At 41.8% G+C, this 12,864-nt stretch carries 13 protein-coding genes; 3 read left to right on the top strand and 10 right to left on the bottom strand.

Annotated elements, in window-relative coordinates; translation table 11 throughout:
- Window positions 1-108: 108 nt before the first annotated feature.
- Together DXB39_RS07560 and DXB39_RS07555 are read left to right on the top strand one after the other, a co-directional pair.
- Window positions 109-1,224 carry an MGDG synthase family glycosyltransferase gene (locus tag DXB39_RS07560; protein ID WP_117841325.1) on the top strand — a complete coding sequence of 372 codons (1,116 nt, stop codon included), beginning with the start codon at window positions 109-111 and terminating at the stop codon, window positions 1,222-1,224.
- A gap of 569 nt (window positions 1,225-1,793) precedes the next feature.
- Window positions 1,794-2,426 carry a glycerol-3-phosphate acyltransferase gene (locus DXB39_RS07555; RefSeq protein ID WP_117841326.1) on the top strand — a complete coding sequence of 211 codons (633 nt, stop codon included), beginning with the start codon at window positions 1,794-1,796 and terminating at the stop codon, window positions 2,424-2,426.
- Between the two features lie 16 nt (window positions 2,427-2,442).
- Here the strand turns inward: DXB39_RS07555 and DXB39_RS07550 are convergent, their stop codons facing one another.
- From DXB39_RS07550 to DXB39_RS07520, 7 genes are all read right to left on the bottom strand, one after another.
- Window positions 2,443-3,318 carry a methionyl aminopeptidase gene (locus tag DXB39_RS07550; RefSeq protein WP_022244192.1) on the bottom strand — a complete coding sequence of 292 codons (876 nt, stop codon included), beginning with the start codon at window positions 3,316-3,318 and terminating at the stop codon, window positions 2,443-2,445.
- A gap of 17 nt (window positions 3,319-3,335) precedes the next feature.
- A complete protein-coding gene (locus tag DXB39_RS07545; protein WP_117841327.1) occupies window positions 3,336-4,001 on the bottom strand; it encodes a hypothetical protein in 666 nt (221 codons plus the stop codon).
- A gap of 8 nt (window positions 4,002-4,009) precedes the next feature.
- Window positions 4,010-4,447: a GatB/YqeY domain-containing protein gene (locus DXB39_RS07540; protein WP_022244194.1), complete on the bottom strand. Its 438-nt coding sequence runs from the start codon at window positions 4,445-4,447 to the stop codon at window positions 4,010-4,012.
- 134 nt (window positions 4,448-4,581) lie between these two features.
- Window positions 4,582-5,799, bottom strand: a complete 1,218-nt coding sequence (locus DXB39_RS07535; protein WP_117841328.1) for a C40 family peptidase — start codon at window positions 5,797-5,799, stop codon at window positions 4,582-4,584.
- Window positions 5,800-5,848: 49 nt separating this feature from the next.
- Window positions 5,849-7,408 (bottom strand): DUF3794 and LysM peptidoglycan-binding domain-containing protein, encoded by a 1,560-nt coding sequence (locus DXB39_RS07530; RefSeq protein ID WP_117841329.1) that lies wholly within the window; start codon window positions 7,406-7,408, stop codon window positions 5,849-5,851.
- Between the two features lie 61 nt (window positions 7,409-7,469).
- Complete coding sequence (locus DXB39_RS07525) at window positions 7,470-7,712, bottom strand: Veg family protein (protein WP_022244197.1); 243 nt, start codon at window positions 7,710-7,712, stop codon at window positions 7,470-7,472.
- A gap of 83 nt (window positions 7,713-7,795) precedes the next feature.
- The gene (locus tag DXB39_RS07520) at window positions 7,796-8,236 is read right to left on the bottom strand and encodes a protease complex subunit PrcB family protein (RefSeq protein ID WP_243006002.1); all 441 of its coding nucleotides are present in this window, start codon (window positions 8,234-8,236) and stop codon (window positions 7,796-7,798) included.
- A gap of 143 nt (window positions 8,237-8,379) precedes the next feature.
- Between DXB39_RS07520 and DXB39_RS07515 the strand changes: the two genes are divergently transcribed.
- Window positions 8,380-9,114 (top strand): lysophospholipid acyltransferase family protein, encoded by a 735-nt coding sequence (locus DXB39_RS07515; protein WP_117841330.1) that lies wholly within the window; start codon window positions 8,380-8,382, stop codon window positions 9,112-9,114.
- Between the two features lie 128 nt (window positions 9,115-9,242).
- Here DXB39_RS07515 and DXB39_RS07510 read toward each other — a convergent pair whose 3' ends face one another.
- From DXB39_RS07510 to DXB39_RS07500, 3 genes are all read right to left on the bottom strand, one after another.
- Window positions 9,243-10,619 (bottom strand): UDP-N-acetylmuramoyl-tripeptide--D-alanyl-D-alanine ligase, encoded by a 1,377-nt coding sequence (locus DXB39_RS07510; protein ID WP_117841331.1) that lies wholly within the window; start codon window positions 10,617-10,619, stop codon window positions 9,243-9,245.
- A 21-nt stretch (window positions 10,620-10,640) separates the two neighbouring features.
- On the bottom strand, window positions 10,641-11,696 hold the full coding sequence (locus DXB39_RS07505) for a D-alanine--D-alanine ligase family protein (RefSeq protein WP_117841332.1): 1,056 nt from the start codon (window positions 11,694-11,696) through the stop codon (window positions 10,641-10,643).
- Window positions 11,697-11,796: 100 nt separating this feature from the next.
- Window positions 11,797-12,684 carry a helix-turn-helix domain-containing protein gene (locus tag DXB39_RS07500; protein ID WP_117841333.1) on the bottom strand — a complete coding sequence of 296 codons (888 nt, stop codon included), beginning with the start codon at window positions 12,682-12,684 and terminating at the stop codon, window positions 11,797-11,799.
- Between the last annotated feature and the right edge of the window lie 180 nt (window positions 12,685-12,864).

The following is a 12,864-nucleotide window of genomic DNA, read 5'->3' as shown; positions in this document are numbered from 1 at the left end:
ATAAAATGTTAAGTTTTATCGTTACAATTTTTTATGAAAAGTTGCTATTTTATTGCAAATATATTAAGATGTTCTATACGAAAGAAAAGTTCGGAAAGGGGATTTTTTGTGAAAATTCTGATTTTATCCTGCAACACAGGAGAAGGACATAACGCCGCCGGTCATGCCGTGGAAGAAGCAGCTTTAGCAAGGGGACACGAAGTAAATTTCGTTGATGCCATGCATCTTGGCAAAAGACATACTTCACGCCTTATCAGCGGACTTTATATTGGGATTGTAAAGCATCTGCCGTGGTTTTTCGGTTTCATTTATAAACTGGGAATGCTTATCAGTAACCGCCATTTCAAATCTCCGGTTTACTGGGCAAATGCAAAGCTGGCGAAACCGCTTGCATCCCTCATCGAAGAAGGAAATTATGACATTGTGGTGATGCCGCACCTTTACCCGGCAGAGACCATTACTTATATAAAGAAACACAACATGCTGCCGGTAAAAGCAGTCGCTATCGGAACCGATTATACCTGCATCCCTTTCTGGGAGGAAACCAACTGCGACTACTATGTTATTCCCCATGAGGATTTAGTAGACGAATATATAAAACGTGGTGTTCCAAAGGAAAAATTACTGCCTTACGGTATTCCGGTACGCCACGCCTTTGCCAATCATACACCAAAAGACATTGCCCGCCGCAAATGCCACCTAGATGCTGATTCTCCTACCTTTCTCATTATGAGCGGAAGTATGGGATTTGGAAAACTGGCAGTCTTTGCCATGGCACTTTATAAGCAGTGTAAAAATGATGAACATATTGTAATTATCTGCGGAAACAATAAGAAATTACAGTCAGTTCTCACCAAAGAATTCAGACATTGCCCGCGGGTTCATGTCTTAGGCTACACCAGACATGTTTCCCTTTATATGGATGCCTGTGATGTCATCTTTACCAAGCCGGGCGGACTTACTTCCACTGAAACTTTAGTAAAGGGAATCCCAACTATCCATACCGCACCGATTCCAGGCTGCGAAACCGCAAACAGTGCATTTTTCGTAGACCGTGGTATTTCCTATGCCTCTAAATACATGATAGAACAGATTCGCCTTGGAAAGCTGCTGATGCGAAGCCATGATTTGCAGGAGGAAATGCATACCGCACAGCTCCGGGAGCAGAAATCCGATGCAGCAGAACGCATTGTAGACCTGTTAGAATCACTGTCTGAAAAATAACGACCGTAACTTTTGACCGAACAAGCGATTGTGAAAGCGTGAGGAGACGATTTGCCCCATAATATTACGCTGATTCACAGGAGGTTATCTTTCTCTACGAAATACCACAGTTCTAATATGCGTGTTTTTCTTTTTGTGATTAAAACAGTCTTTCCAATGTTTGTCAGAATAGCGGCACGGTTCGCCGAAGTGCAGATGCCTGATAAGGGCTGTTAGGGGCACTGGGAATTTCGTCTGGCAACAGGCAACGCTGGTACATGGATGTACCAGCGAGGCACAATTGAACAAGGATGTGAATTTGTGCCGGTTGCCAGATGAACTTGGCATTATATCGAAATTCCCAGTGCCCCTTGCAGGCATTATGCGGCATCTGCCCTCGACGGACAGTACCGCTATTCAGCCAAAGCAACCGGAAAGACAGTTTACATGCAAGAAAAACACGCATTCTAAGAACTGTTGGCATTTCATAGTGCACAAAGATAACTCCCCTGCGAATCCCGTAATATTTTCCAGCAAAATCTATCTCCTTCCGCAATCACCTGTTTATCGAAAAGAAAAGGAGCCTTTATATGAACCAGTCAATTATCACCTGCATCTTTTTTTCCATCGCCGGCTATCTCAGCGGCAGCATACTCTATGCCTACTGGATTCCGAAGATATTATTCCAGAAAGATATCTGTGCATTAAGTCCGGATGGAAATCCCGGCACTGCCAATGCCTTTGTGTACGGCGGATTCCGGGCTGGTATTCTTGCGCTCCTTTTGGAGCTTTTCAAGGGCTTTTTCCCGGTTGTACTCGCCCTACGGACATTGGATATTGACACTCCATACATGATTCCGATTCTGATAGCACCGGTTCTCGGACATGCGTTCCCATTGCAGTTTCATCCAAAAAACAGTAACAAAAAAGGCGGCAAAGCCATTGCCGTCTCCTTTGGTGTACTGCTTGGAATCTTTCCGGTTGTTCTGCCGGTTCTTTTCCTTGCAGCTGCTTATATTCTTTTTTCTGTGGTCTTAATTATCCGGCCACATCTTTTTCGGTCCATTATTACCTTTGGCGTATTCTGCCTTCTGGTCTTTCTCTTTGTGCCGGTTCTCTCCATTGACTTTGCCTGCCTTGGAATTGCACTGCTTGTTATCTATAAGCATCTTTGTGCTTACCAGAATGAGAAACTTTCCATCCGGTTTTTCTTCCAAAAATAGCTTTTTTAAAAGATACTTACCAGGAAATAACTTCGGTTCCCTCTTCGGTTACCAGAACCTGAATCTCCCACTGGGCACTTGGAAGTCCGTCTTCTGTATACACGGTCCAGTTATTTTCATCATCTATGTAGATAGCTTCTTTTCCCATATTTACCATTGGCTCAATCGTAAACATCATGCCTGGAACTAAGAGCATCTCGGTTCCTCTCTTGCTGTGATAGCCAACCCATGGCTCTTCGTGGAATTCTTTTCCAACACCATGTCCACCGATTTCTCTTACGATAGTATAGCCATTTTCATAAGCATGGTCATGCACTGCCTGCCCCATATCTCCTAAAAAGCCCCATGGTTTTACCGCTTTTAAGCCTTCTTCCACACATTCTTTCGTTACCTGGACAAGACGCTTCTTTTCTTCACTGACATCTCCAATCAGAAACATTCTGGAGGAATCAGAAAAATATCCATCTAATATTGTGGAAACATCCACATTAATGATATCGCCATCCTTTAAAATAATATCCTCCGATGGAATACCATGGCATACTTCTTCATTAATTGACGTACAGACGCTCTTCGGAAATCCTTGATAATTAAGCGGTGCCGGGATTCCACCCATGGCTGTTGTTTTCTCATATACCATACGGTCAATTTCTTCTGTACTCATGCCAGCTTTGATATGCTCAGCCACATAATCCAGTACTGCCACATTAATTTTGGCACTTTCCCTGATACCTTCGATATCCTTCGGTGTCTTAATCAAATCATGGGTTGGCACAATACAGCCTGCCTCACGATACTTTTCAATCTTTTCATCAAATGACTGATGGCATGTCTTATACTTTCTTCCACTGCCACACCAGCAGGGATCATTTCTACCTATTTTTACAGACATTTCTATTTCCTTCCATTCTAATGATTCAATATGATATTCCCAAAATCCACTCTGTCCCAGAGCTTCTCATTCAGTTTATACTTATGTTCTTTTAAAATCTGCTCATATGGCTCTGCCCCGGCACTGTAACCGTCAAAATCACTGTTATTCTCTGTTGCTATCTGATTCTGATATTTCTGTGCCAATGCAGCTTTCTCTAACTGACGATCTATCTCTGCTTTATCAACGCCCAATCTTTCCTGCTGTTCCTCTGTCATATCCGTCCAGAAATCCTCCTGACGGCTACGAAGCTGTTCTTCTTCTTTTTCATCCAGCGTCAGTTTCTCTGCCATTGCCTGCCTGTAAAAGATTTCATCATGTACTGCCATTTCGATGACATGGGTCTTTGCTACTTCTTTTACAAACCTTCCACTGGTATGAAGATTCCAATACTTATTCGTATCATAATAATCATAGGCTGCTGCCTCATCTTCTACCTTCAGTTCCTCATAAGCGATATACATTGCCAGATCCCCAAGCTGCAGTTTTTCTCCATCTACTGTCAGGATATCTTCGGAAAGATACTCCCTGTATACAATCTTCCCCCTTCGTTCGGAAGCAAAGAGACTGATTAATAACAGTACCAGTAGAATCAGTATTGTAATGAACCATATGCGCTTCTTCTGTGATTTATTTTCACTCATACACTATCCTATTTGCAAAGCTCTGCTACAACCTGTCCGATTAATTTTCCATCTGCCTTGCCTTTTAACTCCGGCATAACTGTTTTCATAATCTGACCTTTATTTTTGGTTGCAATGACATCTGCAAATTTTTCTGTCAGAATCTTACGTACTTCTTCCTCAGAAAGCATTGCCGGTGCATATTCGCTCATAATGTCATAACGCTGCTGATATTCCGCAAGTAAATCTGTTCTTTCTGCCGGACAGGAATCAATCTGTTCTTTTACGGTCTTCATTTCTTTTAAAATCACACGGTTTACTAATTCTTCTTTTATGTCATCACGACAGCCTTCATCAATTGCTGTTTTCTTCACTGCAGAAACCAGCGAAGAAATTGCATCTTTTCTTGGTTTATCTTTTGCTTTCATTGCCGCTATCATTTCTTTTTGTAACTGTTCTATCTGCATTTCTTATTCCTCCTAAAATATTTTCTACTTTTTCATTATACGCAACTTGAAAGATTTTACAAGTTCTTAAAACCCCGCAGTAGTTTGCTTACTGCGGGGAATTTTTATCATTTTTCTTCTTTATGGATAACTTTTTACAATACACGCCGGACAGATATAATGCTTCGATAAGTTGCTGAGCCTGTCTTAATGCCGGTAGACGGTGAACTTGCATGGACAATCTGTCCTCCGCCCATATAAATTGCCACATGACCGGCATAGCAGACAATGTCACCTGGCTGGGCATTCTCATAGCTTACTTCACTTCCTGCCCGCTGTAATGCTACCGAACTATGAGGCAGGCTGATTCCAAAGTTTGCATAGACACTTTTAATGAATCCGGAACAATCTGCTCCATCAGTCAGGCTCTCGCCGCCCCATACATACGGGTTTCCAATAAACTGACAGGCATAAGATACTACATCGCTTCCACTTACTGATGTACTAAAAGAAGGATTCAATCCACCTCCCCCTGTACTGCCACCAGTAGTGCTGTCACCTCCGGTATTGCTGCCATTATTATTGTTAGCAGTTGTTGTATTATTACCTTTATTATTATTCTGAGCAGCGGCAGCTGCCTGCTCCTGTCTTATGATTTCATTCTGCTCATCAACAGTAGCTTTATACTGGGCTGCAAGACTCTGGGCTGATGCAAGCTGGGTATCAAAATCAGACATCTGAGACTGTTTCTCTGCAATCATGCTTTCATAAGAAGCCTGCTGTTCCTGATAAGACTGCTGCACTTCCTCTAACTCTGCCTTCTCTGTCTCCACCTGACTCTTAAGGTCAGCTACCTGCTGCACTGTCTCCTGATACTGCGTCAGCAGATTTCTGTCATAATCATAAATCTGCTGGGCATATTCCAGACGATTCAGTAAATCAGAGAAATCTGTTGCACCCACCAGTGCCTCAATATAACTGTCATCCCCATTCTCATACATATATACGATACGCTTTTTCATAGCATCGTACTGGTTCTGTTCATCTTCCTGCGCCTGTGCAAGCTGTGCTGTCACATTATCCAGTTCAGTCTGCTTATCCGAAAGTTCCCCTTCCAGAATATCTAAGTTCATAATAATATTTACCAGATCTGCATCCAGTGCATCAATCTGGGACTGCAGTTCCTGCTGCTGGCTCTGTATATTCTCTATATCCGAATTGGCATTATCCAATGCGGTCTGTGCTTCACTCTTCTTGTTTTTAGCCTTTGAAAGAGCGCTTGCTGACGCACTTTGAAAACATGAAATTCCAAGAATTGCTACCAGTCCTGCTGCAACCAACCGCATTTTCCACATATGTTTTTTTCTGTGCATATTTCTGCTCCTTCCACTTTTGTGTATTTCCTATCATCTTAGTATAACATCATGATACCATCTTTACAATTAACAATTTATCGCCTTTTTGAATTTCTTCACTCTTTAAGTCGTTGGTTTCCATTAACTGGGAAATAGTCGTATGATTTGCCTTGGCAATTTTCCAGAGACTGTCCCCCTCTCTTACAATATATCCGGTAATTCCTGGCTGTCTCTGTAATTCTTCCATATCCCGTTCTGTAATTCTGATTTCATCCATTTTCTGGATATTCTCCTGTGAAAATGCAATCAGATTCAGATTCAGTACTGCCTTTACCTCAATCTGGGTATTGTCTAAAAGAATCGCTGACAACTGCTCGATTCCCGCTTCCAGTTCATAGTTCATATCGTCTGTCATTTCCGGGACTTCAATCAGCTGTTCAAAAGGAAATGTCTCCCGGCAGGTTCCAATCGGCATGGCATCGTCCGTGGTTACATAAAGGATTTCCACATTCAGGCTTCCTTCCACTTTAAGACCGTCTGCCTGTGGCTCCACATGGTCAATAAATGCCATTCCTTCGCAGGAACAAATCTGCAGGATATTCTCCTGATTCTTCTTTAAATTCATGTGGTCTGTCAACCGGCATTTTGCATAATTCTTTGCCAGCAGCCTGCTCATGGTAACTTCTTCATAAGCTGGTGTCATCTCTTCCCGCAGCGAATATACGTCCTCTACCACATCTGCCTCTGTTTCCTTCCAGATACAGATATCTAATTCTAACGTCATATCCAGACTGATTTTCCGGTCTTCTCCATCATAATCCGGTCTGACCTCTACTTCCATACTGGCAGGTGTTACCTGAATCCGATAGATTTTTTCCTCACTGCATCCCTCGCAGGCAAGTTCTCCGTTCAGTGGTATCGTCTCTTCTAACCATTCTAACCGGCGTTCTTCTTTCTGGGCATAATATAGCAAAAACAGTCTTATTTCTCCGGTAAGCTGGATTTTTTCTTCTCGTAACCTCGTTTCCACACCCCGAAGCTGCACACTTTTCCATAAAATCTGTTCTACATCTGGCTTGCTCTGGGGCAGCTCTATTTCCTGTTTCAACCGGTAATTATCTTTCTTACAGGTTTCCAATTCCAGAATATTATGCCTGTTCTGAAGGATTTCCAACGGATGTTCCATGGCTACTCCCGTAATCAGTTCCGTCTCCTTGCGCATCCGCATTTCTGCCTTCAGCATCACCAGTGCACGAACACTTAATTTTCTGGAATTAATAATCCCGATATTAATGTCTTCCAGTTCTGCTGTGACGTCCACCGGATCTAATTCATTCACTCCATCCATACTGATGGTTTCTTCAAATGGAATCTGTCCCCGCAGGCAGTCTAATTTATGCTCCTCCATATCGCTGCGGTAGAGCACATGAAAGATAAGATTCCCCTTCACATAAATACGTCCTTCTTTTACCTGTATCTCATCAAAGCGGATTTCACCTTTTTCTTTCAGTACTTTTACAATATCCGGCCGATAATCCGGTAGATTGTAATCATCATCCAGAGTAATCTGACTCATGGCACTGGCTTTTTCATAATTCATATGTATGTTCTGTTTCTTTATTTCCACTAAAAAAATCCCCTTCCTGAATGTTATTTCATTTTATTCAGGAAAAAGGGACTTTATTCTTCTAACATAATTTCATTCGGATATCTCTTGTGATGATATCTGTATAACTGAAAGATAATAACTGTGGCGGATTGCCTTCTCTTTCATCATCTACAAGAATCGTGAATACACTCGGATAAGCATTCTGTATTACACCACGCTGTACATCTACTTTATTACGACCTCTGTCCAGTTGAATCATTACACTGCTACCGCACTGCTGATGCACGGATGCCCGGACTCTGTTAATATCTGCTCTCTGCATATACCAGTTCCTCCTTTTTTATCCACGCTCTTTAGTATATCACTGTGTTAAAATGCTGTCAAAGGGAAAAAAGTACCATTTTTTCACTCAAACAACACGTTCTTGTCACATTTTGTCACCTCAACCACAATATATGGGAAACTTGGTGCCTTTGCCACCGTCTCATTCTCCCCCGGGCCAATCAGCGTTGTAACAAAACAGAGGGCATTCTGAGTCAGATAAACATCTTTTACGGAAATGCTGTAGCCCCCCGTTTCCTTCTCTCCATAACCCCTTGCAATATAGAGTTTTCCGTTATCTTCATAAGTCAGCTTGAAATCCATTTCCTTTCGTTCTTCAATTTCCTGCTTCAATTCTTCCGGCACTGCTTCCTCTTCTAACACGGTAAATTCCACGTCTTCTATTTTACTGCCATTGGTATCTTCGATACCGCAGCCTGCTGCTACCAGTCCAATCCATGCTACCGCAAGCAGACCGATGACACTCCGGACAGCTTTCCTTGCTTCTATTGTTTTCCGTTTCACTTTCTTCTCCCTGTTTTTATTCTTTTCATTCTATTCCAAAATCCGGATTATCATGTTGTAATTCTTAAGTTTTACCGCTATAATAGGGAAAGAAATCAGTATTTTGTTTTTGAAATTTATATCCAGAAAGGAATTCTATCTCTATGATACGAGCAATTCTTGCACTTTTATTTGCTATTCTTTACCTGATTCTTGGTATTCCAGTTCTCTTTGTAGAATGGATTATCCGTAAATGCAACCGCCATGCCGCCGATATCAGCAGTCTTCGCATGGTGCAGTGGGCATTCCGTGTGATTATGTTTATCTGTGGCGTTAAGCTGACTGTAATCGGGGAAGAAAATGTTCCAAAAGATGTTCCGGTTCTTTATATCGGAAATCATAGAAGTTATTTTGACATTATTATCACTTATTCCAGATGTCCGAGACTCACCGGTTACATTGCCAAAGACACCATGGGAAAAGTTCCTCTTTTAAACATCTGGATGAAGCGGCTCTACTGCCTCTTCTTAGACCGTACCGATATGAAGAAGGGCTTAAAAACCATCCTGACCGGTATCGACCAGATTAAAGCCGGCATTTCCATGTGTATCTTCCCGGAAGGTACCAGAAACAAGACTGAGGACGAAATGCTTCCTTTCAAAGCCGGAAGCCTAAAGCTCTCTGAGAAAACCGGATGTCCGATTGTTCCTATGGCAATCACCAATTCTGCTGATATTCTGGAAAATCATTTTCCAAAGGTAAAACCTACCCATGTTATCCTGCAGTATGGTACTCCGATTTATTTAGATCAGCTTTCTGCTGATGACCGCAAACATCTTGCTACCTATACACAGAATACGGTGCATGAGCTGCTGGCAGATAACCGGAAATATCTTTAAACCGCAAATATTGATAAAAAAAGGAACTGTAGCTTTGATGACTATACTTCAAAGTTACAGTTTCTTTTTTCATTTTTCTATATTATTATCAAACACTTCCTGTATTTACCATTAAAAAAAACATTTTCTTATGCTTCGGTTAATGCTGCCACCACTTTCGGGAATTCCATAAAATGGGATGCCTTGACTAAAACAGCATCTCCTTCTTTTACGGTAGCAAGAAGTTCTTCTGTCATCTCCTCACGGGTTGCATAGTGTTTTACGGTCAGAGCCGGATTCTGTTTCTTCGCTCCTTCTGCCAATTTCCCGGATAATGTTCCAACACAGAATAACAAATCAATTGGCAGTGTTCCGGCATAGGTTCCCACTTCATAATGAAGCTGTTTTTCATCCTCGCCTAATTCACCCATATCTCCAAGAACCGCTATCTTTCGTCCCCCTGCCTTAGACAGGACATCCAAAGATGCCTTCATGGAAACCGGATTCGCATTGTAGCAGTCATCAATAACCGTCATGCCCTTTGTGTGAATCAGATTAGTTCTTCCGCTGATGGTGGAAGCGGCTGCAATTCCACATTTAATTTCATCCATGGAAAGACCTAACTGTTCTGCCACGCAGGTTGCTGCCAGTGCATTATATACATTATGTTCTCCCGGAATTGGAATAAATACTTCCATGTCTCCCTGTGGAGTGTGGAATTCTGCTGTCATTCCTTCTAAGCCATGCTCTGTAACTGCATCTGCACAGACAGAAGTCTCGCAGAGATTCCTTCCCTTGATTCCATAAAATACAGGCTTTCTTCCTGCCACCTGCTCTACAGTTGAAAGTTTATCATCATCTCCATTTAATATCACAACACCATCCGGTTTCAAATGAGCAAAGCTTTCTGTCTTTGCTTTTAAGATTCCATCTCTGGTTTTCAAATTCTCCAGATGACATAAACCGATATTGGTAATAACCATAATATCCGGCTGCGCCATATCTGCCAGTTCATGCATCTCGCCAAATTCAGAAATTCCCATTTCCAGAACTGCAACCTGATGCTCTTTTTCAATCTGAAAAATAGTCAGTGGCAGACCGATTCCATTATTAAAATTCCCCTGTGTCTTATGTACCCGGAATTTTGTGCCCAGTACAGATGCAATCATTTCTTTGGTACTGGTCTTTCCAACACTTCCGGTAATTCCCACTACTTTAATGTCAAGGGTATTCCGATAGAAACGTGCCAGACGCTTCATGGCAGTTACGGTATCTTCCACCAGAATATAAGCTCCATCTACATCAAGACTCTGCTGGGACAGTGCATATGCTCCTTTTTTTAATACATCCGGAATAAATTTGTGACCATCGACCTTTTCTCCCGGAATGGCAACAAATAAATCTCCTGCCTTTACTCTCCGGCTGTCAATCTCGACTCCGGTTACGGTATATTCTTTTGCTTCATTCCCACCTATTAATGTTCCACCGCAGGCTTCTGCAATCTGTGCTAATGTCAGTTCCTTCATATCTGCCTTCTCTGCCCTTTCTTATGCTCCGTATTTCTCCATGGAAATATCAACCAGCTGCTGGCATAACTCTTCGAAGTTTACTCCTTCTACCTTGGCTTCCTGCGGCAGTAAGCTGGTTGCTGTCATACCAGGCAATGTATTTGCCTCTAAGCAGTATACTTCATCTTTTGCATTGACTAAGAAGTCGATTCTGGAATAGGTGTCCAGGCCTAACGCTTCCGCAACTTTTACTGCATGCTTCTGCATCTCTTTTGCCACACTGTCTTTAATATCTGCCGGACAGGTTTCCACTGTGCTTCCAGCCTTATACTTATTTTTATAATCGTAAAATCCTTCTTTTGGTGCAATCTCGATAACCGGCAATGCTCTTCCTTTGATGACACCTACTGAAAATTCTCTTCCCTCTACATACTCTTCAATTAAGATTTCATCTTCCCAGAAAAATGCATCATCCAATGCTTTTGTAAAATTGCTTTCTTCTTTTACAATGGAAACCCCAATACTGGAACCACCGCAACATGGCTTTACCACGCAAGGCAACGTAATTCCTATTTCAACCAGGCTGTTTTTTCTGTCCTTTTTCTTCATATAAATGCCCTTCGGACAAGGGATTCCATTGGCTTCAAAAAACTGCTTTGCCATATTTTTATTCATGGCAATCGCACTGCTTAAATAGCCGCTTCCGGTATAACGGATTCCAAACAAATCAAAGGCTGCCTGAATCTTACCATTCTCTCCATTTTCTCCATGTAATGCCATAAATACAATATCTGCCATACGGCACATTGCGATTACATTCGGTCCAAAGAAGCAGGCAGACTGGTCTTTTCTACTCTTTCTTACCTTATCAAGATCTGGAGCCGTCTCCGGTATATCCGCTACTTTTACACTTGCTTCTTCTGAATGTTCAAAAATTCCAGTAATATCCTGTTCTTCTTCTCCATATCCCATAAACACATCCAGAAGAATAACCTGATGTCCATTCTTCCGCAATGCCTTTGTTACCATATCTCCTGTTTTAAAAGACACATCACGCTCTGTGCTCAAGCCGCCTGCCAAAACTACGATATTCATTCTCTAATGTCCTTCTTTCTTTCAGATTCAAATATGTATATTACATCTCTTTTTTCAATATGTATATTATACCTTTTTTTCTTAGAATGACAAGAGAATCTCACAAAGCAATCAAGATTGGTTCTCCGGGCTTTGCATTATGATTTTCAAACACCTGAAAAAGATGCTCTGCACACTGCTGTACATCCATGGCTTCTTCCGGCTGCTCCATCCATTTTAAAATTCCGGACTTGCAGAGCAAAAGATATGGCAATACCATATATTTATTGCTCCTTGTGCAATAATCGATACCCTTATTGCATAATTCCAGCGCCTCTCTGTAAATTTCCATCTCATGCAAAAGATTAGCTTCATTGTAAAGTATCATCGGATATACCTTTTCTTTTTCTTCATCATCTACTTTTCTTACTTCCAGATAATCAGATAACTGCATCCAGATGCGGAGTGCCTGCTTTCTTTCACCAAGCCGCTGTTTCTGTACCGCCATACTGTTGATAATGTTGATTTCCTCAAAGGTAAACATCCGCTTCTGCACCAGATTTGCCAGCCCTGCCGGATGTGTCAGATGTAATGCTTCTTCCAGCTTTGCATATACAAGTTCCGGACGGACTCCTTCCTTACTGTCCAGCACCGCCTTTATGTATAAAAAGAACTGTCTGGTCAGTTTATCCTCCTGTTTATGTTCCGGTTGTCTCTGCCAGAGTTCCCTGCTGCCTTCCATATCATTATTTGCTACTGCATGCACCAGCTGCCGCATATAGGCATATAATTCCATTTCTTCCGCCGTTGCATGAATATTGCATATACCCATCGTCTTTCCAAGACGCTGCATAATAGCTTCATAATTTTTCCGCTTCGGTACCACAAATCCGTTTTCAATTTTTGATAAAGTTCCAGTTGAACAGATGCCAAAAGCAAGTTCTTCCTGTGTAATGCCAAGCTGTTTGCGGGATTCACATATATAATCCCCAAGATTGTAACAAGCCAATTCCTAACCTCCCTTTTCTCATAACCCATCGTATTGACTGTTCCATAGAAATGTCATATCGATATATTATAACTACTGTAGCATAAAAATAGCGGTACCGCTATTGGCGTTTTGTCAAGACTGTTGTCAAAACGTTAACTGCGATACCGCTGTCTGCTACCAGTTATCCATAAGGAACTG

The organism is Roseburia sp. OM03-7AC, from assembly GCF_003462625.1.
Classification (GTDB): domain Bacteria; phylum Bacillota; class Clostridia; order Lachnospirales; family Lachnospiraceae; genus Roseburia_C; species Roseburia_C amylophila.
Note: the sequence above shows the minus strand (reverse complement) of the source record. Positions and strands in the feature narration are given on the sequence as shown.

Coding starts and splice junctions, on each gene's coding strand:
- DXB39_RS07555 (WP_117841326.1), top strand. CDS start 1,794: ATGAACCAGTCAATTATCACCTGCATCTTTTTTTCCATCGCCGGCTAT.
- DXB39_RS07550 (WP_022244192.1), bottom strand. CDS start 3,318: ATGTCTGTAAAAATAGGTAGAAATGATCCCTGCTGGTGTGGCAGTGGA.
- DXB39_RS07545 (WP_117841327.1), bottom strand. CDS start 4,001: ATGAGTGAAAATAAATCACAGAAGAAGCGCATATGGTTCATTACAATA.
- DXB39_RS07540 (WP_022244194.1), bottom strand. CDS start 4,447: ATGCAGATAGAACAGTTACAAAAAGAAATGATAGCGGCAATGAAAGCA.
- DXB39_RS07535 (WP_117841328.1), bottom strand. CDS start 5,799: ATGCACAGAAAAAAACATATGTGGAAAATGCGGTTGGTTGCAGCAGGA.
- DXB39_RS07525 (WP_022244197.1), bottom strand. CDS start 7,712: ATGCAGAGAGCAGATATTAACAGAGTCCGGGCATCCGTGCATCAGCAG.
- DXB39_RS07515 (WP_117841330.1), top strand. CDS start 8,380: ATGATACGAGCAATTCTTGCACTTTTATTTGCTATTCTTTACCTGATT.
- DXB39_RS07510 (WP_117841331.1), bottom strand. CDS start 10,619: ATGAAGGAACTGACATTAGCACAGATTGCAGAAGCCTGCGGTGGAACA.
- DXB39_RS07505 (WP_117841332.1), bottom strand. CDS start 11,696: ATGAATATCGTAGTTTTGGCAGGCGGCTTGAGCACAGAGCGTGATGTG.